A 25,819-nucleotide genomic window follows, 5' to 3' on the forward strand; every position below is an offset into this window, starting at 1 on the left:
ACCATATCGTGATTTAACATATATTTAAATACTTAAAACAAGCTGATGTACAGTTTTATAGGTTAGTCCATAATTTAAGCATCTTAGTCCTTATTTTAAATTTAATTTATGTAATATGATATATTTAATTTATAGAACTTTAAAGGAGACGAAATTATGTTTGACTTAGGTATTGGAGTGTTATTTGTTGTTTTTGGAATAAATTATATAAATGTAGCGTTTAAATTAAAACAAAGTAAGGATATAAATCTAGTTAAAAACAACATGGTCAAGATTGAAAAAATTAAAGACAAAGAGGGGTATTTAAAGTTTAATTTTAAAATAAATTTAACAATAGGTATTACGGAGCTTATTTATGGGATAACTTTTATATTATCCAAATACTTTGAACCTATCAAAAATATTTCTGGAGTTGTAAGTACTGTTATGATGTTAAGCATTTTTGTGTATTTTTATAAACTTATCTTCAAGGCTCCAAAATTTCAAGAGTAAAGGTATGTATATTACTATATAATTTACATATCAATTGTAACAAATTTTTTAGTTAGGATATTTACTGAAAAATTTGTTACAATTGATATATAGTTATGCCTATAAGTTCATTAAGCATTTATGGAAACTAGGTATTATTTATTTTACTGAGAAAATGCTAGGAGGAATAAAGGATGAAAACATTTGAAGCAATTTATTGCTTATTATTTATAGGATATTTTATATGTAAAAAAACGATAATAGATAGTGCTAATGCCAATTACTTTGCAATTGGATTTGTAATAGTTCTTATATTGGTTGCAGTTATTCAATTTATGTTAAAAAAAAGAAAAGAAGATTAATTACAGTGAAGTGAGGTACTTTAAATGGATAGAAAAATAATATTAAACTTAGCAATAAGTATTGATGGATATATAGCTTCAGAAGATGGAAGTTTTGATTGGATTGTTGGAGATGGTGATGATACATTAAATACTGATAAAAAATGGGACTTTGGTGAATTTTTAGAAAATGTAGATGTGGTTGTTATGGGTAAAAAATGTTATGACCAAAATTTTCATAAGGATTATGAGAATAAGAAAGTATATGTGGCAACCTCTGAGAAATTAGAGAATTATGATAATGTACATTTTATAAATGGGGATATAGTAAAGGTAATAGAGGAAGAAAGAAAAAATGAAGGTAAGGATATATTCTTGTTCGGTGGCGGTAGTCTTGTGGATAATTTCATAAAATCTGATGTTATAGATGAGTATATAGTGGGGATAATTCCTACTATATTAGGCAAAGGGAGACCGTTGTTTTTAGGAAATAATCCAAAAATAGATTTACATTTAGAGGAATACTTAACAGATAATGGAGTTGTTATATTAAGATATTCAAAAAGATAAGCATAAATAAAAGGGCTGTCTCAACATATTTAGCTAGGAGCTACCTATGTTGAAACAGCCCTTTTTTTATTTTAATTATAACATAGTATATTAATTTGATTTAAAGGAGCAATTTAGCAATATAATTAGGATTTTATATATGAAATTATTTTACCTATATGAAAATAAAAATATAAAAATATTTAAAATTTTTAGAAAATTAGTAATTAAACTTGGACATTTTCAATATATATATATTAGGTAAAGAAAAGTTTACTTAATGTATTTATAGGAGGAATAATATGCTAGAGAAAAAAGATGTTTTAAATTTAAGTGATAAGGTGGCTGTTGTATCAGGGGCAGCTTCAGGAATTGGACTTGCTACTGCTAAGCTTTTATCAGCTTATGGAGCTAAGGTTATGTTACTTGATGTGAATGAAAATGGACAAGTTGAGGCAGAAAAGTTAAGAGCAGAAGGAAGAGTTGCTAAGTTTTATAAATGTAATGTAACTTCTTTTGAAAATTGTAGAGAAGTTATATCTAATATAGAAAAAGATTATGAAAGAATAGATATATTATTTAATAATGCAGGAGTTACTGTTAGAAAAACTGTAGAAGAGTTAGAAGAAAAAGAATGGGACTTTGTTCTTGATGTAGGGCTTAAAGGTACATATTTATTATCAAAATTTGCTATACCTGTTATGAGAAAAAATGGTGGAGGTAGCATAATAAACACTGGTTCTGGATGGGGACTAAAAGGTGGAGATAAAGCTGCTGCATATTGTGCTGTTAAGGGTGGTATTGTTAACTTAACTCGTGCTATGGCAATAGACCATGGAAAAGATAATATAAGAGTTAACTCTATAAACCCAGGGGATACGGCGACAAATATGCTACAAGAAGAAGGTAGACAATTGGGATTTGCTAAAGATGAATTTTTCAAGGATTCAGCAGTAGGCAGACCAATAGAGAGAATAGGAGTACCTGAAGATATTGCAAATGCAGTGTTATTTTTATCAAGTGATTTATCAACTTGGGTAACAGGAACAGCAGTAGTTGTAGACGGCGGGGGAATAGCTTAAATTAATTATTATTATAAAGGGGGAAAAATAATGTCTATAAAAGGATTAAATTCACATCCATATATTCCAAATTCAGTTAAAGAAGTACAAGATGAAATGTTACAAGAAATAGGATTAAATTCACTAGATGATTTACATAAAGAGGTACCTGAGGAAATTAGATTAAATAGAAGTATGAACTTACCTAAAGCTATGCACTCTGAATATGAACTAAAAACTCATATAGAAAAATTACTTAAAAAAAATATTACATGCGAAGATAATTTAAACTTTCTAGGTTATGGTTGTTATCAACATTACGTGCCAGCAGTATGTGACGAAGTAAACACGAGAGCTGAGTTTTTAACAGCTTATGGTGGAGAGCCATATAATGATCATGGAAGATTTCAGACTTTATTTGAATATGAAAGTTTAGTAGCTGAACTTGTTGATATGGACGTTGTAAGTGTTCCGACATTTGATTTGGCACAAGCGGCTTCAACTGCTGTAAGAATGGCATCTAGAATAAATGGTAGAAAAGAAGCTTTAGTTCCAAAGACTATACATATGGAACGATTTTTAGTAATGAAAAACTACTGCCATCCAAATGTAAGTTTTACTTTTGTAAACTACAATGAAGAAACGGGACTATTAGATTTAGAAGATTTAAAAGCTAAGATGAATGAAAATGTATGCGCAGTTTACATAGAAAATCCATCAGCACTTGGATTTATAGAAACTCAAGGTGAGGAAATATCAAAAATAGCTCATGAAAATGGAGCTATAAGTATAGTAGGAGTAGATCCAATATCACTAGGTGTAATAGCTCCACCAAGTCATTATGGAGCTGATATAGTAGTTGGAGATGTTCAAACTCTAGGAAATCACATGAACTTTGGTGGAGGACAATCAGGGTTTATATCTACTAGAGATGAAGAAAAATTTGTTATGGAATATCCATCTAGATTGTTTGGTATAGCACCAACAGATGTAGATGGTGAATATGGATTTGGAGATGTAGCTTATGATAGAACATCTTTTGGGAATCTAAGAGAAGATGGAAAAGAGTTTGTTGGAACGCAATCTGCATTACTTGGAATAACAGCAGGAGTTTATTTATCATTAATGGGACCTAATGGAATGTATGAAGTAGGGCAAGCTATAATGCAAAATAGCCAATATGCAGCTAAGAAATTAAGTGAAATTAATGGAGTTAATTTAAAATTTAAATCACCATTTTTTAGAGAGTTTATATTAGATTTTAATTCTACAAACAAAACTGTAAAAGAAATAAACAAAGCTTTACTTGAAAAAGGAATATTTGCAGGAAAAGATTTAAGTCAAGATTACCAAGAGTTAGGTCAATGTGCACTTTACTGTGTAACAGAAATCCACACTCAAGAAATGATAGATACTTTAGTAGAAGAATTAAAAGAAATACTAAACTAATTTAAAGAAAGGATGATGAAATTTGAAAAGAATAGATAGAAATTATAAAGTTAGAAACTTCCACCAAGCAAAATGGGATGAGCCAATAATATTTGAATTATCACAAACTGGAGAAAGAGGCGTAATACCACCTAGTGCAAATGAAGAAGTTGAAAGTGTAGTAGGTGATGGAGTTAGTATATTACCAGATTTTATGCAAAGAAAGACTTTAAACCTTCCAGAAATAGCTCAGCACAGAGTATTAAGACATTACCTAAGATTATCTCAACAAACACTAGGAGCTGATTTAAACATAGAAATAGGGCAAGGAACTTGTACAGTTAAGTACAGTCCAAAAATAAATGAAAAATTAGCTAGACTACCTCAAATGAGTGAACTTCATCCACATCAAGATGAAAGCACTACTCAAGGTATACTAGAAATAATGAATAAAACAGAAGAATATATGAAAGAAGTATCTGGAATGGATAGATTCTCATTCCAACCAAGTGGAGGAAGTCAAGCAATAATGGCTATGGCATCTTTAGTAAGAGCATATCATGATAAAAATCAAGACTCTGACATTAAAGATGAAATAATAACTACAATATACTCACATCCATCAGATGCAGCAGCACCAGCATTAAAAGGATATAAAATAATAAAAATATTCCCAGATGAAAATGGATACCCAGACTACGAAGCTTTCAAAAGTGCAGTATCTGAAAGAACAGCAGCATTTATAGTTGCAAACCCAGAAGACACAGGAGTATTCAACCCAAAAGTAAAAGAATTCACAGACCTAGTACACAGTGTTGGAGGATTATGTTGCTACGACCAAGCAAACGCAAATGGATTACTAGGAGTAACAAGAGCAAAAGAAGCAGGATTTGACATGTGCTTCTTTAACATACACAAAACATTCTCAGCACCACATGGATGTGGAGGACCAGCATGTGGAGCAGTAGGAGTAGTTGAAAAAATAGTTCCATTCCTACCAGCACCATTAGTAGACTTTGACAAAGAAGAAAATAAATACTTCTTAAACTACGACCTAGAAAACAGCATAGGAAAAGTAAGAATGTTTACAGGAGTTCCACAAGTAGTATTAAAAGCTTACGCATGGATGAGAAGCCTAGGAGCAGAAGGACTATATGAAGTAGCAAAAATAGCAGTATTAAACAACAACTACATGTTCAAAAAACTAATGGAACACCAATCAATAGACGCACCATACATAAAAGGAAAACAAAGAATAGAACAAGCAAGATATACTCTAGAAACACTAAAAGACGAAACAGGAGTAGGAACAGGAGACATACAAAGAAGGATGATGGACTTTGGAATGCACTACTGGACTAGTCACCACCCATACTACATACCAGAGCCATTCACACTAGAGCCAACAGAAACACCATCTAAAGAAGACCTAGACGAATACATTGCTACACTAACACACGTAATAGACGAAGCCTACAAAGACCCATCAATAGCAATAAACGCACCATACAAAAGTAGCATACACAAAGTAGACGAATCAGAACTAGATGATAGTGACAAATGGGCAATAACATGGAGAGCTTACCAAAAGAAAGCTCAAAAATAAAATAACCACCACACCATTAAAGGAGTTGTCAAACCAGAGACAGCGAAGGGGGAATGAGGTAAGTTTCAGCGACATTTCAAAGCATCACTTCAGCTTTGGGAGCGAAACTTACCTCTTTACCCCGAGCGACCTGACGATGGTACAACTCCTTTAACATAAACTAAACTAAAGAGGGGGGAGATAGTTGATTAAGGTTGGTCTTATAATAAACCCAATAGCAGGAATGGGAGGCTCTGTTGGTCTTAAAGGAACAGATGGAGAATATATATTAGAAAAAGCACTAGAACTAGGATCAAAACCAAAAGCCTCAACAAAAGCAATAAATGCACTTCAACAACTAGAAAGCATAAAAAACAATATAAAAATAATAACAGGTCAAGGAAACATGGGTGAAAACGAAGCAAAAAAACTAGGATTTAACGTAGAAATTATAAAATCAAAAAACAAAAAAAAAACTAGTAGCACAGACACAATAAACATTGCCAGGGATATAATAAAAGAAGAAGTTAAACTTCTAATATTTGTTGGAGGAGATGGAACAGCAAGAGACATCTACACTGCTGTAGAAGACAAAGTAGTTACCCTAGGAATTCCAGCAGGAGTAAAAATCCACTCACCAGTATATGCAATAAATCCAAAAGCAGGGGGGACTTTGGCACTTAGATACATAAATAATGAGGTCAAATCAACCGTAGAGCAAGAAGTACTTGATTTGGATGAAAATATGTATAGAAGTGGCAGAGTAAACACTGCTTTATATGGATATCTAAAAGTTCCTAGAGAAAAAAATTTTATGCAAAACAAAAAAGCACCAACACCACTAAGTGAAGAAGCCTCACAAAAGGCTATAGGATTGTATATACTAGATAACATGAAAGATGATACAGTTTATATAATAGGACCAGGAACTACAACTAGAGCTATAATGGATACCTTAAATCTAAATAACACACTTTTAGGAGTAGACATTTTTAAAAATAAAAAAATAATAAAAAATGATGCAAATGAAAGTGACATACTAAAAGCTATAAATAACAATAAAGCAAAGCTAATAATAACCCCAACAGGTGGACAAGGATACTTACTAGGAAGGGGAAATCAACAAATAAGCGATAAAGTTATTAAAGCTATAGGAAAAGAAAATATAACAGTTGTATCAACAGCTTACAAATTGCAAAATTTAAACTTCAAGCCTTTATACATAGACACTTCAAATGAAGAAGTTAATAAACTGTTAAATGGATATATGAAAGTAGTAGTTGGTTATAAAGAAGAAATAATGTATCCCGTTAAAAGTTAGCCCCAAAAATTAACAATAGATAGAAATTTTAAAACACTAAAGATAGCTAAAAAAATATTAGGGGGCGTTTGTATGGAAGTCAACTACGGAATATGGGCATTACTTCCAGCTTTAATTGCAATATTTATGTGTTTTAAAACAAAGATGGTTATACCATCTTTATTTGCTGGAGTTTTTACAGCCGGAGTTATAATTTCAAAAGGAAATATATTTAAAGCAGTATCTTTTTCATTAGAAACGATAATTGAGCAACTTTGTGACCCAGGAAATGCTAAATTAATATTATTTACAATGTTTATGGGTGTAGGCATATCTTTCATATGGAAAATGGCAGGAAGCAAGGCACTTTCTATATGGGCTAGAAATAAAATAAAAAATAGAAGATCAGTTGGAATCGGGGCATGGCTATTAGGTATGTGCATAAGTGTAAATGATTGCTTAATAGCAGCAATAGATGGAAATGTATTTAGAGATATAGCAAAAGAACAAAGAATATCATCTGAAAAATTTTCATATATACTAGATTCAACAGCAGCTCCATCAGCATCTCTTTTTATATCCGACTGGATAGCTTTTCAAATAGGAATGATAAGTCAAGGACTTATAGCAGCAGGGCTTATAAATATAAGTCCAATGTCAGCATATGTAAGCAGTATTCCATATAATCTATATAGTATATTCACATTAGCATTTGTAGGAATGATAGTTATAACAGGTCTTGATTATGGACCTATGTTAAAAGCAGAAAAAAGAGCTATAAAAACAGGTAAGTTTTGTAGTGATGAAGCTCAACCAATGTTAGATGTTTCATCAGAATTAGGAGAACCTAAGGATGTAAAACCAAGATTAATAACTTTCATAGTTCCATTTATCGCAATGATAGCAACTACTATATTCGGATTTATGTATACTGGTAGAGAAGGCGTAGGATTTATGGGAGTTTTGGAAAATGCAGACGCAGTAACAGCACTTCTTTGGGGAGCTTTTGCAATGGCAATAAGTGGAGTAGTTTTATCTATTGGATATAAGATAATGAGCTTTAAAGAAAGTATGGATACATTTATAGATGGTATGAAACTTATGACATTAACTGCCGCAATACTTTTAATGGCTTGGTCATTGGGAGCAGTAACTAAACAAATGGGGTTAGCTAGTTTCTTGATTACTATTTTAGGTGATAGTATTCCAGGATGGATACTTCCAATAACTATATTTGTTTTGGGAATGGTGGTATCTTTTGCAACAGGGACTTCTTGGGGAACTATGGCTATAGTTACACCTATTGCAATACCTTTAGTTTATGAAATTACAGGAGATATGGGACTGGCTTTAGCAGTACCTGGAATTGCATTATCTGGCTCTGTATTTGGAGATCATTGTTCTCCTATTTCAGATACTACGGTTATGGCATCCATATTTGCAGGGGCTGATCATATAGACCACGTTAAAACCCAGATACCTTATGGAGCAACAGTAGCTAGTGTTGTATTTTTTATTTTATTGTTAGTAGGTATATTTAGATTATCACCAATAGTATTTATACCACTGGGAATATTTATTTTATTTATGATTGTATATATTATGAATAAAATAAATGAAAAAAGTTTAAATTCAAAGGAAGATAATTAACTCATTTAAAAAATTAATAAATATATTTTAATTTAAAGTAAGGTAGCTAGAAGGCTTCCTTATTTTAAATTAAGGCTATGTTTTAACTAAATGTTGAAAATGGATATTTTAAAATATATAATCTTTATAAAGGAGACATAGGGGAAAGTTCTATATGATGCACAGATAGCCATAAATTATATTTAGCACAAGAGTATATTAATCGCAAAGTTAGCTGATGAAGTAAAAAAGTTAAAATGGTTTTAAAGGGGTTTAAGACTAATATATAGAACAAATTAAAAAAACTAACACATAAGAGGGAGAGCATATTTTTATGAAGTATGAATATAAATTTAATTTTGATGATTATGTATCTTACTTAAAAATGTACTTTAAATTAAGTAAAGGTAAAGATAAAATTGATAAAAGGGTGATAATAGGATGTATACTAGTATATATATGTACAGGTATGTGTCTAAGGGTAATAGGACTTAAACTTTTATCTAATTTATTTATGATAATTGTAGGTGCTTTGTCTATTTTTTGTTCTATTATATTATCAAATAAAGTTTTATCAACTAATCCAAAGATTATTGCTAAAATAATGGCAAAAAAGAATCCTGATATAATATTTGCAAATAGGCATTTAGAAATAAAAGATAGTGAAATTATATTACATCGAGAATCATCATCTCAAGCTACAAGTGGAAAGGCTATAAAAGATATAGTAATGGATGAGAATATTATTGGAATAGTATCAATAAAAGATACATTGTGTGCATATATTCCTGTTAGTGTTTTTAAAGATGAGAATGAAAAAGAAGAATTTATAAAAATTATAAAAGATATGAGAGAAAAAGATTCTGTTTTTGATGAAAAAATGGATTATTCATATAAAATTGATGTTGATGATTATGCAAACTATATAATGGCATATAATGATTCTGTTAAACTTAATAAGAAAGTACAAGTTTGTGCAGTAATTTTTATTGGTATTATAGGAGGATACCAAGTAATAAGAAGCATCATGCAATTTGGAAATTATAAAATAGCTATATTTAATGCAATTATTTATCCTTTGATATTTATAGTTTTTTGTATAATAATAAAAAGTGATTTGTTCTTAAAAAAAAGTTATTCAAAAGCTGGGAAAAAATATTTTAAGGAAAATCCACACTTTTTTAATGAGCAACAAGTAAAGATAGAAGATGATGGTGTTCTACATCATATTAATAACACAACTAATAGAGTTAATTTTAGTGATATTAAGAAGGTTGTTTTGAAAAATGATACTATTGTAGTACTTGGAAAAATGAATTTGCTTCTTTTAATAATACCTACTCATGTTTTTCATAGTGAATCTGAAAGGGATGAGTTTATTAAGCATTTAAATAATCCTTTTAATTAGGGTGAAATAACACTTTGATTTAATTTATATTGTTAATAGAATACGAACAAAAAAGTAGGGTATATCAATCAAAATACCCTGCTTTTTTAATTAAAATTATTCAAATATTAGCGAGTTTATAATATATTTAAAAATGTAGTTATTACAGCGGAATTGAAAAACTCAATGAATAATGCACCCACCAAAGGAAGTACAAAGAATGCACGAGGTGATGGACCATATAAATTTGTTACTGAAGATACTAACTTTATCTTTTATGAAAGAACCTATTAATAATACGATAGTAGTAAAAGCAATACTTTGAATCATATCTAAATTCATTGTAAGCATACCTAATTCATTTGAAAATTTAAACATGTCGTAATCTCCCTTCGGTCATTAAAATATAAAAAATATGAAATCTAGAAAAGCTCTAAAAATATATTTTCTAAAAAATGAAAATTTAAAATATTAAATTTCAATTAATGTTATAAACTAACTTTAAAAATGTAAATTGTCAACTGAAAATGAAAAATAAAATGCTTGATTAATCAAAAATGGATTTAAAAATAAGAAAGCAAAGAATCTAATGTTAAAATTTATTTATTAAAACAGCATACACCCAAAATAATAAATAATAGGAATTTATTAGAATATAAATAATATAATGCTATTTTGTCGAAAAATGTGTATAATAGATAAGAGTGACACTTTTTCGATGGTTGACTTGTCAATTAAAAATAAGTGTCTTTTTTAATATTAGATAAAATACAAGAAACAATTAAAGGAGTATACATGTTATTTGAAAATTTAGATATAATAAAGCCGATACAAAAGGCATTAAAAGAAGAAGGATACGAAAATCCGACTCCAATACAAGCAAAATCAATACCAGAATTATTAAAAGGAAAAGATCTTTTAGGATGTGCTCAAACGGGTACTGGAAAAACTGCATCTTTTGCTATTCCAATACTACAAAATATTGCCAAGGAAAAGGGAAGTTCAAAAGGAAAAAGAACTATAAAAGCTGTTATATTAGCACCTACTAGAGAATTAGCAATACAAATAGGAGATAGTTTTAACTCTTATTCAAGATTTATGGATATAAAAACTACAGTTATATTTGGTGGAGTATCACAAAACATTCAAACAAGAGCACTACATGATGGAGTAGATATAGTAGTTGCAACTCCTGGTAGAATGATTGATTTATATAACCAAAAGTTTTTAAACTTAAAAAATGTAGGGTACTTTGTACTTGATGAAGCAGATAGTATGTTAGATATGGGTATGATACATGATGTAAAAAGAATAATAGGATTTCTTCCTAAAGTTCGTCAAAACATATTCTTCTCAGCAACTATGCCAAAAGAAATTTCAAAATTAGTAGATTCTATTTGTAAAAATCCTGTAAGAGTAGAAGTTGCACCAGTATCATCTACGACAGAGACTGTTACACAAGGAATACACTTTGTTGGTAAAAGACAGAAAAATGAATTACTTGTGCATATATTAAAGGATGAGAGTATAAAATCTGTTTTAGTTTTCTCAAGAACTAAGCATGGAGCAAATAAAATTGTAAAAGAACTTGATAAAGTTGGAATACAATCTAGCGCTATACATGGTAATAAATCACAAAATGCTAGACAAATTGCTTTAAATGATTTCAAAAAAGGTAAGTTAAGAGTTTTAGTAGCTACTGATATAGCTGCAAGAGGTATAGATGTAGATGAATTATCTCATGTAATAAATTACGATTTACCAGAATGTGCAGAGACTTATGTTCATAGAATTGGACGTACAGGAAGAGCTGGGCGTAGTGGAATAGCTTTATCATTCTGTTCGCCAGAAGAAATAGACCGTCATAAGGCTATTGAAAAACTTATAAACAAAAAGATAGAAGTTAAGGAAAATCCGGAGCTTAAAGTTGTGGCTGAGCCTGTAAATTCAGAGAACAAAAAACCTTCAAGAAATTACAATTCTTCGAGAAATGGAAAGCCATCAAGAAACAATCAAAGAAGTAATAATAGAAACAATAATCAAAGAAATGATAAACAAAGAAGTAATAATTCAAGAAATAAACAAAAAAATAATAATCCAAGATAATTATATATAGATGATAATAGGTTGCTTTTAATAAAAAAGCAGCCTATTTTTATAATTTGGAAAAATATAGATACATTGGAACTACTCTGCTATAATTTACTAAAAGATGGTTAATAAAGGGGAATAGGATATGGCAAAGTATGAAAAAATATTATTGGGAATTACTATAACGATGATTACATTTTTTATAGTAATTTTTAATATGGATTTTACAGGGCATAAGATGAAGTTTGAAGAAAATAGTATAAAAATTAATGGGGAGACCATAAAAATAGATGACATTGAAAGTGTTAATCTGCTAGAAGATATTCATATTGGGAATAAAATAAATGGAACTAATACTTATACTTATTTAAGAGGGATTTTTGAAGTTGACGATGGTAAAAAAGCAACAGTAAATGTTTATAATAATAGTAAGCCATACATAAAGATTGTAAGTAAAAAGAAGCTTTACATATACAATGATAAAGAAGGAACTGACACTATAAAAACATATAAGGATTTAATAAGCAAATATGATATAAAAGGAAACTCTAAAGTTGATGAAGCAAAATTTTCATATGAACATAAGGGTAGCATAATAAGTTATTTAGGCGTTATTCCTGCAGTTTTTATTTTTATTTGTTTAGGAATTTACTCTTTTAAAAAGAAAACACCTATGTTCTTTTGGGCGGGAAGTACTGTAAGTAGTGATGAAATAAGTGATGTTAAAAGCTATAATAGAGCTAATGGAATTATGTGGATTTTTTATGGATTATTATTTTTATTAATTCCAATTTTAGGAGATAATATTGGAATCGTAGTTACAGGAATATTAGGTACGGTTACAATAATTGGATTGATTATAACTTACAAAATTATATATAATAAATATAAAGTTAAATAAGGTGTGCTTCCATTTTGCAAGGAAGCACACCTTATTTATTTATAAAGCTTAGTGAATTTTATTTTTATAGTTAAGGATTCTATAAAAGTGAAAACTAAAATGATATCAATATTTGGAATAATTAAAAGATTGTGAAAAAAATAATGATTTATATATTAAGGTATTGTATAAAAACAAACTATATGATAATATTTGACATAAGAAGATAAATAAAAAAAGGGGTTTTTGTCGAAGTAAATTCAAAATTTAATTTTGCACTTTAAGCAAACGTTTTGCAACTGAATTTACAAAGGGCTTTTTTAGTAAGCATATGAGGATTAAATAACAAGTAGAGGTGGTGACATTTTAAGTTATGGCAAACGTTAACTCCTATATTGTTACTAAGCTTAACAAACAAGAACGCAATTATCTTAAGATTGTCACCACATTTTTAAAATAAAAGTGGGATATAGACATAAGCAAGTAACATTTGAAATTATCATTATAATTAAGAAAGGATTTGAAATTATGAGTACAACAGTAAAAAAGAAAAATAAGTTCCCTATGGGATTTTATATTTGTGCAACAACTTTCTCATTTGAGAGAGCAGCATATTATTCTTCAAAGTTTTTAATTTATGTATTCCTTACTGCAGCTGTAATTAATGGTGGTCTTGGGATAAGCAAAGGAGAGGCAGCAATGATGCAAGCCAATCTTGTTGCATTTACTTACTTTTCACCTATAATAGGTGGATATATATCTGATAGATGGATAGGTGCTAGATATACTATTCCTTTAGGAATGTTTATTATGGGTGCTGGATATTATGTAGGTTCAATAGCAGATTCCACTTCAATGGTAAATATAATGATATTATTAGTTGCCATTGGTACTGCTTTCTTTAAGGGAAATGTTTCAGCTGTAAATGGTCAGTTATTTGATGATCCAGAAGAGTTAGATTCAGCTTTCTCTGTTCAATATTCTTTTGTTAACTTAGGTTCTTTTATTGGAACTATATCAGTTGGGGTTCTTTATCTTAATACATTTGCAAAAAATGGTGTACTTGGATTTTCTCAATGTTTCTTAGTTGCAGCTATATTATGTGTAATTGGTGGGCTTTGGTTTATATTCGGATGGAGATTCTTAGGAAATGCAGGAAAAAGACCTTTCAAGGAAGGTATTGTTGCTGATAAGTCTGATGCTCAAGAGCAATCTCCTTTAACTCATACTGAGAAGAAAAGAGTTTGGGCTATAGTTCTTGTTTCTGTTTTCTCTGTATTATTCTGGGTGTTCTGGTATTTAACTTACCTTGCAGTTTATGATTATGGTGCAGCATTTGTAGATATGAATGTTGGTGGATTTGAAGTTCCGCTTTCTTGGTTTGACTCTTTAAATTCTTTAGTTTGTATAGCTTTAGGGCCTGTGCTTGCAGCTCTTTGGTTAAAACTTTCTAAGAGACCTCAAGGAGATTTAAGTTTATTTAAAAAGACTGGTCTTGGTTTTATATTCTTAGGTCTTGCATTCCTTACTCTTGTTGGAGCTGAATTTAGTAGAGGTATTGGGGCTCCTGAGACTGTTAAGTCTAGTATACTTTGGATTGTTGCATTTGGTGTTTTATTAAGTATGGGAGAGATGTTCTTCTCACCTCTTGGAAATTCATTTGTAAGTAAGTATGCTCCTAAGAGAGTGTTAGCTGTGTTAATGGGTGTTTGGACATTTGCTACTTTCTTAGCTGGTAAAAGTTACGGATATATTTATGCATTTACTCTTAAGTTTGATATGATCACTGTTTATACTGTGATTCCTGCTATTTTGTTTGTTGCAGCAGTTTTACTGTTTGTATTTGATAAGAAGTTAAGTACTCTTGTTGAAGATGAGGATGATAAGGTAACTTCAAAAGTAGCGTAAATTTAGATTTTATAGTTTGGTTATTATGCTTGTAAATGTCGCTTCAACATTGCCTAAGCTCCCACTCGATAAGATTTGATATAATAAATTGGAATGAAAAAGGTTACCTTTGATAGGTAACCTTTTTTGCTTCATCATTAATAATATTTTTGCATTTTATCTCTTTAACAAGACTTTTTACTTCTACATTCATCAAAATCTACATAAATATGTTGATTTTGATGAATGATGGTATACCCAACCTTGTAAAGGTTAATCCCCTTGAACCTGACAATGTTAATGTTATTAAAGATATTCTAAAATAATAAAAATTTATAATGAAAAGATTATTTAGATTTAGTATTTTTGTCTAAATCTATATACCTTACATTATTTTGAGAATTAACTATTTCATTAACTCCATCTATTATACAAATAGGGTAATTTGTCATATCTGTTACTTTAAATATATGGTTATCTAAACTAGAAGATTTAAGTTTAGATGCTAATTCCTTTGATGTTGTTATCTTAAAAGTTATTCTCCCAGAAATATTTTTAGGAAAATTAGTAATGCCTTGAATGGTATCAATTGAAGTATCATCAAGCTCTCGTATGATTTTGTATATTTCTTCGGAGCATGTAAGGTTAAAACTATATTCAATATTATGTTTTTTTAAAAAATCAAAAGTATCTTTACTAAATTCATAATCAATAGTATAGATAAGATTTTCATCTGTTACATCTTTTTTGAAGTTTGATAATTGAAAATCTTGATATCCAAATTTACTACCTAAATCAAGTTGATTACTATCCTCTACATTGAGTTTATTAGGTAGTTCATCTTGAGGTAAATCATAAGGTTTAATCCCACAAGCGGACAAAAATAAAACTACTAATAATAATAGAATTCTTAATTTTTTCATAATAACCTACTTTCTAATAATTATAGTATAAATATAATGCAAATTCATTTATAATACCGAAATATTCAGGAAATTCAAAGGTGCAAATTAAAGAGGGTATGAAATGCAAAAGATTATTTATATAATTCCATGCATATTATTGTAATACACAGATAAAGAATAATATAACAAATAAGTATTATATATATAATACTTATTTGTTATATTATTCGTGATTATTATATATTGCATATGTTAAGTCAATAAAGATTAAACTAGATAGTAAAATATATAAAGGTAATTGAATTTGACAAAGACTTAAATTTAGTGAATAGTTAGAGATGTGTTACGTATTTGAGATAAAGTCAAAGCCTTTGAAATCCAAATTAATGTACTCAAATGACTTTTTAAGAACTAGTTAAAATATTTATTTTTCAATTCAATTATATTAACTATTATTAAAGCAATTGAAAATATAACAGCCAACCAAAAACCTATCATAGAAATCAAATTACTTATACTGAATAATAATGATGAAAATGTTGTGTGACTAACTCCATCATACCACGCATATTTCGCATATTCTAAGAATGGAGCCCTTAATATAGCTAAGGTTAAACTACCAATAAGACAATATAAAATCCTCAAGCTTTTATCCATAATATTCCACCCTCCTTAATATATAAAAGAGAAATTATAACTACACCTTAAACTTGCATTTAGAGATCTGTTTAAACCTAAAAAGAGTGAATATATTGTGATCACTTATATCTAATATATTCACTCTTCTTAGGTTTTTTAGTTTCCTACGAAACTTTAATTATTAAAGTGAAGTTGTTATTTAATTTATTAATTATGTAACGATTTAACTTTATTTTTATTTAATTACATTTAGTATTTGAATTCTTAATACTATCTACAGATATAAATAGATTCATACTAAATAAGGCAGTAAAAACTATCATAATTGTTGATACAATAAATGTTAAAATACTTGTAACTATATCTAACCAAATATAACCTGAAATAAGCATGTTTGGAGATGTTAATAATATAATTACTGATTCTATAAAAACTAGTGATATAGTAAATATAAACATCTTCCATTTAATTCCTTTACTCATCTCTTTTGTTTTATTTAATACTTCCTTAGATGAAAGGTTTGGATATTTACATAAAATATAGTTTAATGGTGCATACTTAAAACTCAGTATAACTCCAGGAACTACAAATAGTATGAGTCCTAATATAATTTTTAATAATACAATACTATTTACCTTAAAAACCAATCCTAATGGTGCTCTGTCTATTTCCTTATCATATAAAATTTCATATATAGATTTATATAAATAATAGAATACTGAATTGATTGATACTCCCAATATAAAAACTATACATAATATTAAAATAATAGCTCCAAAAAATAACCCCAATATACCGAATTCAATAATACTTACTTCTGGTAATGTTGCACTTTCTTCAGAAAAAGCTGTATCAGTATAAGACGTTTCTGGATAAACACTGTAATCTACTGATTCAGAAACCATAAATGATCCTGATAACACAGAAATTATCATAGCTATTATCCATGTTTTTTTTGTTGTTTTTTTAAATAATAAAAAACTTTCTTCAATTAAATTGAAAAATTTTACACTTTTATACATATTTCCTCCTAATTTAAACTATTATAAAAAAATTCTATTCCTAAGCATAAACACATTATTTAAACTTTTATCTGTTTAAAGAATATGATAACGTTTTTTACATAAATTTACAAATCTTTTTCAGTTTGTAAAAAGCTAATTGAATACTTTACTTTTTGAAGAATTGATTGTTTTATGAATTTAGCTATAATTAAGTTATATATTAAAATTAACATATTAAGCAGGGGGTAAAATGAAAGTAGAAATAATCAAAGAAAATAAAAAGGAGTTTTTGGATTTATTACTATTAGCAGATGAGCAAGAAAATATGATTGATAAATATCTTGAAAGAGGATTTATGTTTGCGATATACGATGATAGTTTAAAAGGAGTTTGTGTAGTTACAAAAGAAGATGACGGGGTTTATGAACTAAAAAATATTGCTACATATAAAGAATTTCATGGACAGGGATATGGAAAAAAATTAATTGAGCATATTTTTGAATACTTTAAAAATGGCTGTGATACCATGTATGTAGGAACAGGAGATAGTCCTTTAACTATACCTTTTTACCAAAAGTGTGGATTTATAGAGTCTCATAGAGTTGAAAATTTCTTTATAGATAATTATGATACTCCAATTTATGAATGTGGAAATCAATTAATTGATATGGTATATTTAAAAAAAGAATTTTAATATACTTATAAATAAGGGCATTAAGGTTGGATGCTCTTTTTTAGTGTTGAAAAATATATGATTTGGTTAATATATTTGATTGTTAAGTTGATATATGAAATACTTTACACTACACTTTATAATAACTTATTTTAGGGGTGGGGATGTTTATGAGTAAAGAGATGATAAATAAGGTATTGGATTTTTATAATTCAGTATCTGAAAAAGGACGACTTGAGAGAGGGCTTGGTGTTATCGAGTTTTATAGAACAAAACAAATTTTAAGTAAATACATAAATAAGGATTCAAATGTAATATACGATATTGGTGGAGGGGTTGGAATTTATTCTGATTGGTTAGCACGTAAAAATAATAATGTTTATTTGCTAGATCTTTCACCAAATGCTGTAGAGTATGCTAAATCAAATTACAATACTTTTGTTTCTGAAGTATGTGATGCTAGAAATATTGATAAAGATAATGAAAGTGCTGATATTATATTGCTTATGGGGCCTTTATATCATTTACAAAATATAGATGATCGACTTAAAGTATTAAATGAATGTTATAGAGTTTTAAAAAAAGGTGGACTTTTATTTTCAGTAGGAATATCTAAGTTTAGTACAATGACTTGGGCATTATCTACATTTGGAACTAAAAATGAATTATTAACTGAAAAGCCATTTGTGGATATGGTAGAACGGGAATTAAAAGAAGGGATTCATGACAGACCAAAAGAGTATCCAAATCTGATTACACAGGCTTATTTTCATACTCCATTACAGTTACAAAGTGAAATTGAAACTGTAGGATTTAAAACATTGAATAAACACGCTATAGAAGGGACTATATGGTTTACTCCAGATTTAAATGAAAAATGGGAAGATATGAAGACTCGAGATGTATTGTTAAATATATTAGAAATAACAGAGCATGAGATAGAAATAATGGGAATGAGCCCTCACTTTATGATTGTTTCTCAGAAATAAATCAAATCTATTTTAAATAAGTATTGTATAATAGATATATAGTCAAATATATAATTTGGTGGTGGTAAAATGAGTAAGATGTTTACAAATTTTAAAAAATACTTAATTATAATACCTATATATACTATTTATATAATTATCTTTGAACTAATATTAGGTTGTAGTTTTGGAGATATATGGGATGATTTACTTGATAAGTATGGTGTAAAAAGGAATATAAAAAATCATAGAATGGTTTAAGTAAAAAAGCCTATAAAATTTAAATAAGTGGATTTTATAGGCTTTTTTACTATATATTCAATTTTAAAACTAGAGGGGATCTTATAAATGTATAATAAAAATTTAGTGGCTATTTTAGTTCTAATTTTATATTTAGTATTTTTAAGTTTTAATTGTTTTATTATATTATCAATCATGCTTTTACTTATAGCTTATGAAGGATTTAAAATACGTAAATCAAAAAATATTAAATTGAGTTTGATTTTTTTAACAATTATATTTGCCTTAGGCAATTTAGGTATAGGATTATATGATTTGAATTTTATGCATTAGGAGTGGATTTTCATAAAAAATATTATTTTAATAGATTAAAAAAATAAAATAAGTTATAACTAAGGAGATTTTATGTCATATTTATTAAAAATTGAACAATATGAAAAAAGCTATGATATAGGAGTTTTTGAAAGTGAAGAATCAATATATAAATTTATTGAAAGTATTCCATTTGTAAAAAAAGAAATTATTTTAAATGATTATACAAATTATTTTATGAAATTCAAAGATATACCTGATTACTATGAATTAAATTATAATAATTATTTGTATGTTATTTCAAAGTTTTCATTTATACCAGATGAAGGTGAGATATATTTTAATTGGACAAAAATCCATAGTTGGGATGGAAAGGTAGCCAAGGAAGAAACCTTTATAGAAGGTGATACAATCGTAGATGCCTATAGTATTTCAAATAATGAAGTAAAAAATTATATAACAAAACGAGAAGAATTATATAGAGAAACAGAAAAATTTTATAAAAATAAAGGCTTGAAAGTTAGAAGAGATGCACTCGGATCTGAAGATGGAGAATATGTTGAGCTTTTAAATGATTCTATACTTTATTTACTTGATCCTAGTGCAATAGAGATTTGGGAAAAATCAAGAAATATAGAGGAATTTATATGCAAGTATAGAAAATTTATAGATGAAATATAAAGCTAGAAGAGGTATTAATATATTATTAATACCTCTATTTTTAATATATACTGCTTTATTTCATTAATTTTAAAATTACTTGTTGTAGTGGAACAATATTATTTATATTCCATTCATTTATCATATATTTTTTACCATCAATAATTATTGTATCTTCATCGACTAAGTAACATTCATGGCCTTTATTTACTAAGTATTCATATGTAGCATTACTCAAATCCCTTTTATTAAAATAACGGTGTTCCAATTCTAAAGTTATTTTTTTATTTTTCATAGATCTTACCTCTTCCCCTTTAAGTTTTAGTTTTATCTTAACATTATTGTATTTTTAAAAGAGTTAAATGGAGTGAAATCTATGAATTTGGAACTGAAATATAAACAAGTCTTAAAATAATTATGGAATGTTATGATACAAGCATTAAAGATAATTTTTTATTTTTTAGATGTAAATTAAGAAAGATTATTTATAAATCGGAGTTTGTTCCTAAAAAAAGATATGTTAGTCCATTTTATACAAATTATTTTATTTTTATGATATTATTATCTGAAAAATAAGAAGTATTAAATATGAGGTTAAGTTAGTTCTAGTAAAATTTTGAGACTAAATGATTTGCAGTATTGATTTAATAAACAGAGGAGATGATGAAAAGTGAATACTAAGATTCTAAAGATACTTGATTTAGATAAAGACTACGCAAAAATAATTGAGGGGGCAAGTATTTTACAATCAGGAGGAGTAATCGCTATTCCTACAGAAACAGTTTATGGATTAGCGGCAGATGCATTTGATGAAAATGCTATAAAAAAAGTGTTTGAGGTGAAAGGAAGACCTCAGGATAATCCATTATTGGTACATATATATAAACTAGAACAAGTTTATGATATATGCAAAGATATTCCAAAAGAAGCAGAACAAGTATTTGAGGCTTTTTGGCCAGGGTCAGTAACTTTGATTTTTAATAAAAAAGACTGTATATCAGATTTAGTTACAGCGGGAATGAAAACTGTAGCAGTTAGATTTCCAAAAAGTGAAATAGCAAGAGCTATAATTAAAGAAAGTGGAACTTTATTAGTTGCACCATCTGCAAATTTATCGGGAAAACCATCTACTACTAGTGCTGAGCATTGTTACAATGATTTAAATGGAAAAATTCCCTGTATTTTAGATGGAGGCTCATCTTCAATTGGATTAGAGTCAACAATTATAGATATGTCGACTTCTGACCCAATACTTCTACGACCAGGGGCAGTAAGTGTGGATGAAATATGTAACATAATTCCAAATCTTATATATAAAAAGGAGTTATTAAGTGTAGGTAATAGTGATATACCAAAGGCTCCAGGCATGAAATATAGACACTATGCACCAGATGTTCCTGTAACACTAGTTGAAGGCGCGTATATAGATACTTCTAATTGGATTAGAGAAAATGCAAATCATAATGATGTTATAATTTGTTTTCAGGAGTTTTTAAGTGAATTTAATGAATATCAATTTGTATATAGTTTAGGTAGCTTTAAAATATTAAATATAGCAGCACAAAAAATATTTGACTTACTTAGAGAATGTGACCAATTATTGAATGTAAATCATGTTTACATTCAATCTCCAAATGATGATGGGTTAGGGAGTTCTATAATCAATAGATTAGAAAAAGCAAGTGGAGGAAATATTATACGAATATAGATTGATAAAATTTAATATTTTAGAGGATATTTATTGAATTAGTTTAATACTATATTTTAAACTAATTCAGAAAGAGGAGGGGTAATATGTATTTTGAAAAATTAATAGGGAATAAGGTATATTGTCAGTTTTAGAAAATAAGATTAATTCAACAACAAAAGAATAAGAGTAAATACCTATGTTAATTATGAACGAATTACATTTACATGTTCCATCGTTTAATGAACTTGAATATAGGCAAAAACTTTTATCACAAGAAAAAACTATGTCTTACAATAAAGAATATAATCTGGAAATAGAAAACTATAATAATAAAACTGGATGTATTGATTTTTCTAAAAAGTATTGGTATGAATGGTATGCTAAGTGGATTTCTGAAAATAATGATAGGTATTATGCTTATATTGTGAATAGTAATACTAGTGATTTTTTAGGAGAAGTGTGTTTTTATTATGACAAGCAAAATGACTTACACCGTATAGGTATAGTTATTGAAAATAAACATAGAGGAAAAGGGTATTGCTCAAAGGCATTAACTAAGCTTGCAGATACAGCATTTTATGATTTGGATATAAAAAAATTACGAAATGTTATCCCATTAGAAAGGGAATATGCGATAAGAGGGCATAAAAAAGCAGGATTTAAAGAAATTGGAATTGAAGAAAATATGTCTATTCTTGATTTATCAAAGTCAGATTATTAAATTAATAATCTGACTTTGATATTTAATAAAATTAAAATACAAATTTGTCATAGAATCCACATATAATAGTAACGATATATGGAACTAGCATTCCTACTAATAAAATAAATTTATTTTGAACAGTTTTTGATTGTGTAACAATTTTTTCGGTAAATCCACTGAATATGTTTTTGAAAATAATAAATACCAAGTATCCTAGCAATGCTCCCGTTGTATTAAGTATTAAATCATCAATATCAGTTCCCCTAATTAAAAACAATTGTGTTAATTCGATAATTAACGAAGTTACAAATCCAAATAACACTACTTTTATACACGAATTTAATTTATCGTATAATAACGGAATTAAGAATCCAATCGGTATAAACATTACTATATTTCCAATTATATTAATAATCCAATATGAGGTTATACCAGATTGAAACATTTCAATAATACCTTGGAATGGAATCAAAGATATTTCATTAATTTTTATATCAAGATGAAATCCACTTATTGGAGATATACCTGTTAGGGAAAATATAATAACCATAGATAAAGAAAACAACATAATTCCTATATTGTATAAAGAAATTATCCTTTCATTTTTACGTTTAGCATGTAGCATTAATATTATGACTATAATAGTTATGCTTATTAAAATATCACGTCCTAATATTTGAATTACAATCCCCTCCTAATTAAATTTAATTTTATATGACAAAGTTGACCTTTAAATAATAATTATATTTGATATCGTTTTCTTTTTCAATTTAAAAAGTATTGTTTTAAGTTAACTTAATAAATATATTTTTTATAGTACATCTTGAAATATAAGATTTTTGATTTTCATATTAAAATATGTACACTTATATCTATTGATATTTGAATATTTTTCTCCTAAATTAACTATTTTAAATTTATTCTTTTTATAAAAATCAACTGCATCATCATCTGTTTCTGCAACTAAAGCTTTAGGTTTAAGCTGGTGAATTACATAATTTATCAATGTACTTCCTATTCCTAGTTTTTGTTTATCTACTCTGACTGCGATATCTAATATTATAATTTCATCTTTAATTGTAGTATCTAAAACTATTAAACCTAAAATAATATCATCATAAATATACCCGTAGGAAACAATACCTTTTTTGTTTTCATAGAAATTAGCCCTTTGTATCAATTTTTCTTCTGTTGGATTAAACATACTTTCTTTGAGGATTTCTAGTGTTGAATCATTTTTTATACTATGACTTATATCAACTATTTCATACATAAGTACCTCCACCCTAATATAATTGTTTTAGTGAGAATAGTTTATTTAAATTTTTTAGAATAAATAACTCTACTTTTATTTTGATTAGTTTTATCTTCTAAAAACTCTTTAAATTGAAAACCTAATTTTTCAGCAAGTTTTATAGATGCTATATTTTCAGGATATATAGATGCTTCGATTATTTGAATTGATGTGTTTTTATTAATATAATCAATTAATAATTGAGATACTTCGCTCATGATACCTTTATTCCAATAAGTTTTTTTTGACATATAACCAATTTGAACTTTGTTTTCTTTTTCATCAAAATGATGCAAAGCAAGGTCTCCGATGTATTTATTAGTATTTTTTTCAATTACTCCCCATCGTATAAACCATTTATTTTCAAATCCTGCATGTATAATATCAATAAGATTTTTAGTTTCATCTACAGAATTTATTTTATGTTCTAAGTTAAACTTCATAACATCATCATTTCCGTACATTTCAAAAATATCTTTTGAATCGGTATGAACTATCCTCTTAAGAATATACTTACTAGACTCTATTTCTATAAATTCATTGAATAAACTATACATATACCATCCCCCAATATTGCTTTTAATAAAATTCTATCAGTACTTACTATTGAAATCTATAAAATTTTAATATAGAGACCAGTTATGTATTCTGCTATAATTATAAAAATAATAAAAATACTATATAAGATGAAAGATATTTAATTATAAGGGGGAATAGGGGAAAATATGAGTATATTGATAAGAGAGTTTGATAATGAAAGAAGTGCTATAATTGAACCATCATACTGTGCAAGTAAAAATGATGATATGCCAGAGGTAGCTGTAGCTACATTTTCATATAAGTTGATTGAAAAATTTTCAAAATTAGAAAATGTAAAAGTTATAGGTAAAATGAAATCAGCAAATGGAGAAAATATAATTTATAAGATAAACTATAAAGATATAGATGTAGCATTTTTTTTAGCTAGAGTTGGAGCTCCTGCATGTACTGTTGATTTTGAAGAAATAATTGCAATGGGAATTAAGAAATTAGTTTTATTTGGATCTTGTGGTGTTTTAAGCAAAGATATACCTAATGGACATATATTAGTTCCAACTTGTGCAATAAGAGATGAAGGGACTAGTTATCATTACATTCCTTCATCAGATGAAATAGGGCTACAAGCTGACTCTATAAAAACAATAACAAATACTTTAGAAGAACTGAATTATCCATATGTAAAGGGGAAAGTATGGACAACAGATGCACCATATAGAGAAACTATAACAAAATTAAATAATAGGAAAAATCAAGGTTGTATAGCTGTAGAAATGGAATGTGCAGCAATGGCAGCTGTAGCACAATTTAGAAATATACAGTTTGCTCAGTTCTTATATTCAGCAGATAACTTAGATGCAGTAAAATGGGAACCTAGAGGATTAGGAAATACTGAATTAAGTGAAAAAGAAACTTATATGGCTGTTGCGTTAGAATGCGCTATAAATTTATAGTTGGACTTTATGCCTCAAAGTATTTATAAAAAAATTAACCCTGTACATAAAATTGAAATTACTTTTTATGTACAGGATTTAATTAAAAAATGTGCCTATTGATAGATAATTTTTCATTGAAAATAAGGTACTATTTCAAGCTTAATCTTAAAATAATTACTTTATGATCTACATCGCCTAGTTTGATAGTGGTATATTTTAATTTTTTATATCCGATAGATTCCCAAAACTTTAGAGCTTTTGTATTTTCATCTAATACACCTATTTGAAATGAATTTGCACCTATACTCAGTGCATAATTTTTTATTTCTGTATGAATTAATTTACCTAGACCAAGATTTCTTTTATTAGGAGCTAATAAAAGTAGTCCTATCATCCATATTTTATCTTCTGGATAATTTTTAAATATATCTACAAGACCTATAAGAACATTTTTTTCAAAAATACCAAGGGTTAAAGAATCCTCTATTGTTTTCTTTTCTGTATATGTAAATATATCTTCTATATCTTTCTTATTTGCTTTTCTTCCACCACACATTATATGATAATCATCACAGAGTTTATATAACTTTTCAATTTCATTGTAATTTGAAAGTGTTATTGGCTTAATTAAATATTTACCTTGTATTATA

Annotated in this window: 28 protein-coding genes; 20 read left to right on the forward strand and 8 right to left on the reverse strand. The window is 27.9% G+C overall.

Features of this window, described 5'->3' with window-relative positions; translation table 11 throughout:
- Window positions 1-156: 156 nt before the first annotated feature.
- From ACRCYC_RS12295 to ACRCYC_RS12350, 12 genes are all read left to right on the forward strand, one after another.
- The gene (locus ACRCYC_RS12295) at window positions 157-492 is read left to right on the forward strand and encodes a hypothetical protein (RefSeq protein WP_438619435.1); all 336 of its coding nucleotides are present in this window, start codon (window positions 157-159) and stop codon (window positions 490-492) included.
- A 173-nt stretch (window positions 493-665) separates the two neighbouring features.
- Window positions 666-833, forward strand: coding sequence for a hypothetical protein (locus tag ACRCYC_RS12300; RefSeq protein ID WP_438619436.1), 168 nt, complete (start codon window positions 666-668; stop codon window positions 831-833).
- Between the two features lie 24 nt (window positions 834-857).
- Entirely contained in the window at window positions 858-1,382 is a 525-nt protein-coding gene (locus tag ACRCYC_RS12305; protein WP_438619437.1) for a dihydrofolate reductase family protein, read from the forward strand.
- 281 nt (window positions 1,383-1,663) lie between these two features.
- Window positions 1,664-2,443 (forward strand): SDR family NAD(P)-dependent oxidoreductase, encoded by a 780-nt coding sequence (locus ACRCYC_RS12310; protein WP_438619438.1) that lies wholly within the window; start codon window positions 1,664-1,666, stop codon window positions 2,441-2,443.
- A gap of 30 nt (window positions 2,444-2,473) precedes the next feature.
- Window positions 2,474-3,871: an aminomethyl-transferring glycine dehydrogenase subunit GcvPA gene (gene gcvPA / locus ACRCYC_RS12315; protein WP_438619439.1), complete on the forward strand. Its 1,398-nt coding sequence runs from the start codon at window positions 2,474-2,476 to the stop codon at window positions 3,869-3,871.
- Window positions 3,872-3,893: 22 nt separating this feature from the next.
- Window positions 3,894-5,456 (forward strand): aminomethyl-transferring glycine dehydrogenase subunit GcvPB, encoded by a 1,563-nt coding sequence (gcvPB, locus tag ACRCYC_RS12320; RefSeq protein WP_438619440.1) that lies wholly within the window; start codon window positions 3,894-3,896, stop codon window positions 5,454-5,456.
- Window positions 5,457-5,640: 184 nt separating this feature from the next.
- Window positions 5,641-6,756 carry an ATP-NAD kinase family protein gene (locus ACRCYC_RS12325; protein ID WP_438619441.1) on the forward strand — a complete coding sequence of 372 codons (1,116 nt, stop codon included), beginning with the start codon at window positions 5,641-5,643 and terminating at the stop codon, window positions 6,754-6,756.
- 72 nt (window positions 6,757-6,828) lie between these two features.
- Window positions 6,829-8,385 (forward strand): Na+/H+ antiporter NhaC family protein, encoded by a 1,557-nt coding sequence (locus ACRCYC_RS12330; protein ID WP_438619442.1) that lies wholly within the window; start codon window positions 6,829-6,831, stop codon window positions 8,383-8,385.
- Between the two features lie 313 nt (window positions 8,386-8,698).
- Window positions 8,699-9,772, forward strand: a complete 1,074-nt coding sequence (locus tag ACRCYC_RS12335) for a hypothetical protein (RefSeq protein ID WP_438619443.1) — start codon at window positions 8,699-8,701, stop codon at window positions 9,770-9,772.
- A 774-nt stretch (window positions 9,773-10,546) separates the two neighbouring features.
- Window positions 10,547-11,857 carry a DEAD/DEAH box helicase gene (locus ACRCYC_RS12340; protein WP_438619444.1) on the forward strand — a complete coding sequence of 437 codons (1,311 nt, stop codon included), beginning with the start codon at window positions 10,547-10,549 and terminating at the stop codon, window positions 11,855-11,857.
- Between the two features lie 130 nt (window positions 11,858-11,987).
- Window positions 11,988-12,743 (forward strand): hypothetical protein, encoded by a 756-nt coding sequence (locus ACRCYC_RS12345; RefSeq protein WP_438619445.1) that lies wholly within the window; start codon window positions 11,988-11,990, stop codon window positions 12,741-12,743.
- Between the two features lie 507 nt (window positions 12,744-13,250).
- Window positions 13,251-14,630 carry a peptide MFS transporter gene (locus ACRCYC_RS12350; RefSeq protein ID WP_438619446.1) on the forward strand — a complete coding sequence of 460 codons (1,380 nt, stop codon included), beginning with the start codon at window positions 13,251-13,253 and terminating at the stop codon, window positions 14,628-14,630.
- A gap of 326 nt (window positions 14,631-14,956) precedes the next feature.
- Here ACRCYC_RS12350 and ACRCYC_RS12355 read toward each other — a convergent pair whose 3' ends face one another.
- The 3 genes from ACRCYC_RS12355 to ACRCYC_RS12365 all read right to left on the reverse strand — a co-directional run bounded on the left by ACRCYC_RS12355 (window position 14,957) and on the right by ACRCYC_RS12365 (window position 17,175).
- On the reverse strand, window positions 14,957-15,532 hold the full coding sequence (locus ACRCYC_RS12355) for a hypothetical protein (protein WP_438619447.1): 576 nt from the start codon (window positions 15,530-15,532) through the stop codon (window positions 14,957-14,959).
- Window positions 15,533-15,925: 393 nt separating this feature from the next.
- On the reverse strand, window positions 15,926-16,171 hold the full coding sequence (locus tag ACRCYC_RS12360; protein WP_438619448.1) for a hypothetical protein: 246 nt from the start codon (window positions 16,169-16,171) through the stop codon (window positions 15,926-15,928).
- A 221-nt stretch (window positions 16,172-16,392) separates the two neighbouring features.
- Window positions 16,393-17,175 carry a hypothetical protein gene (locus tag ACRCYC_RS12365; protein ID WP_438619449.1) on the reverse strand — a complete coding sequence of 261 codons (783 nt, stop codon included), beginning with the start codon at window positions 17,173-17,175 and terminating at the stop codon, window positions 16,393-16,395.
- A 232-nt stretch (window positions 17,176-17,407) separates the two neighbouring features.
- Here ACRCYC_RS12365 and ACRCYC_RS12370 point away from each other — a divergent pair, with 232 nt between their 5' ends.
- The 5 genes from ACRCYC_RS12370 to ACRCYC_RS12390 all read left to right on the forward strand — a co-directional run bounded on the left by ACRCYC_RS12370 (window position 17,408) and on the right by ACRCYC_RS12390 (window position 20,031).
- Entirely contained in the window at window positions 17,408-17,851 is a 444-nt protein-coding gene (locus tag ACRCYC_RS12370) for a GNAT family N-acetyltransferase (RefSeq protein WP_438619450.1), read from the forward strand.
- A gap of 149 nt (window positions 17,852-18,000) precedes the next feature.
- On the forward strand, window positions 18,001-18,819 hold the full coding sequence (locus ACRCYC_RS12375) for a class I SAM-dependent methyltransferase (protein ID WP_438619451.1): 819 nt from the start codon (window positions 18,001-18,003) through the stop codon (window positions 18,817-18,819).
- Window positions 18,820-18,888: 69 nt separating this feature from the next.
- Window positions 18,889-19,059 carry a hypothetical protein gene (locus tag ACRCYC_RS12380; RefSeq protein ID WP_438619452.1) on the forward strand — a complete coding sequence of 57 codons (171 nt, stop codon included), beginning with the start codon at window positions 18,889-18,891 and terminating at the stop codon, window positions 19,057-19,059.
- Between the two features lie 87 nt (window positions 19,060-19,146).
- Window positions 19,147-19,371 (forward strand): hypothetical protein, encoded by a 225-nt coding sequence (locus tag ACRCYC_RS12385; RefSeq protein ID WP_438619453.1) that lies wholly within the window; start codon window positions 19,147-19,149, stop codon window positions 19,369-19,371.
- A gap of 72 nt (window positions 19,372-19,443) precedes the next feature.
- Entirely contained in the window at window positions 19,444-20,031 is a 588-nt protein-coding gene (locus ACRCYC_RS12390; RefSeq protein ID WP_438619454.1) for a hypothetical protein, read from the forward strand.
- A gap of 55 nt (window positions 20,032-20,086) precedes the next feature.
- On the opposite strand, the gene ACRCYC_RS12395 is transcribed toward ACRCYC_RS12390, so the two are convergent.
- Window positions 20,087-20,305, reverse strand: coding sequence for a hypothetical protein (locus tag ACRCYC_RS12395; protein WP_438619455.1), 219 nt, complete (start codon window positions 20,303-20,305; stop codon window positions 20,087-20,089).
- A 375-nt stretch (window positions 20,306-20,680) separates the two neighbouring features.
- On the opposite strand from ACRCYC_RS12395, the gene ACRCYC_RS12400 reads away from it, so the two are divergent.
- Together ACRCYC_RS12400 and ACRCYC_RS12405 are read left to right on the forward strand one after the other, a co-directional pair.
- The gene (locus tag ACRCYC_RS12400) at window positions 20,681-21,718 is read left to right on the forward strand and encodes an L-threonylcarbamoyladenylate synthase (RefSeq protein WP_438619456.1); all 1,038 of its coding nucleotides are present in this window, start codon (window positions 20,681-20,683) and stop codon (window positions 21,716-21,718) included.
- A 187-nt stretch (window positions 21,719-21,905) separates the two neighbouring features.
- Window positions 21,906-22,421, forward strand: coding sequence for a GNAT family N-acetyltransferase (locus ACRCYC_RS12405; protein ID WP_438619457.1), 516 nt, complete (start codon window positions 21,906-21,908; stop codon window positions 22,419-22,421).
- Window positions 22,422-22,452: 31 nt separating this feature from the next.
- On the opposite strand, the gene ACRCYC_RS12410 is transcribed toward ACRCYC_RS12405, so the two are convergent.
- The 3 genes from ACRCYC_RS12410 to ACRCYC_RS12420 all read right to left on the reverse strand — a co-directional run bounded on the left by ACRCYC_RS12410 (window position 22,453) and on the right by ACRCYC_RS12420 (window position 24,254).
- On the reverse strand, window positions 22,453-22,971 hold the full coding sequence (locus ACRCYC_RS12410) for a VanZ family protein (protein WP_438619458.1): 519 nt from the start codon (window positions 22,969-22,971) through the stop codon (window positions 22,453-22,455).
- A 243-nt stretch (window positions 22,972-23,214) separates the two neighbouring features.
- Window positions 23,215-23,676, reverse strand: a complete 462-nt coding sequence (locus tag ACRCYC_RS12415) for a GNAT family N-acetyltransferase (RefSeq protein ID WP_438619459.1) — start codon at window positions 23,674-23,676, stop codon at window positions 23,215-23,217.
- A gap of 41 nt (window positions 23,677-23,717) precedes the next feature.
- On the reverse strand, window positions 23,718-24,254 hold the full coding sequence (locus ACRCYC_RS12420; protein WP_438619460.1) for a GNAT family N-acetyltransferase: 537 nt from the start codon (window positions 24,252-24,254) through the stop codon (window positions 23,718-23,720).
- 168 nt (window positions 24,255-24,422) lie between these two features.
- On the opposite strand from ACRCYC_RS12420, the gene ACRCYC_RS12425 reads away from it, so the two are divergent.
- Window positions 24,423-25,187: a nucleoside phosphorylase gene (locus ACRCYC_RS12425; RefSeq protein WP_438619461.1), complete on the forward strand. Its 765-nt coding sequence runs from the start codon at window positions 24,423-24,425 to the stop codon at window positions 25,185-25,187.
- Window positions 25,188-25,317: 130 nt separating this feature from the next.
- Here ACRCYC_RS12425 and ACRCYC_RS12430 read toward each other — a convergent pair.
- Window positions 25,318-25,819, reverse strand: a 502-nt coding sequence (locus ACRCYC_RS12430) for a GNAT family N-acetyltransferase (RefSeq protein ID WP_438619462.1), incomplete at its 5' end; no start/stop codon positions are given.

This window comes from Paraclostridium sp., from assembly GCF_051657365.1.
GTDB lineage: Bacteria > Bacillota > Clostridia > Peptostreptococcales > Peptostreptococcaceae > Paraclostridium.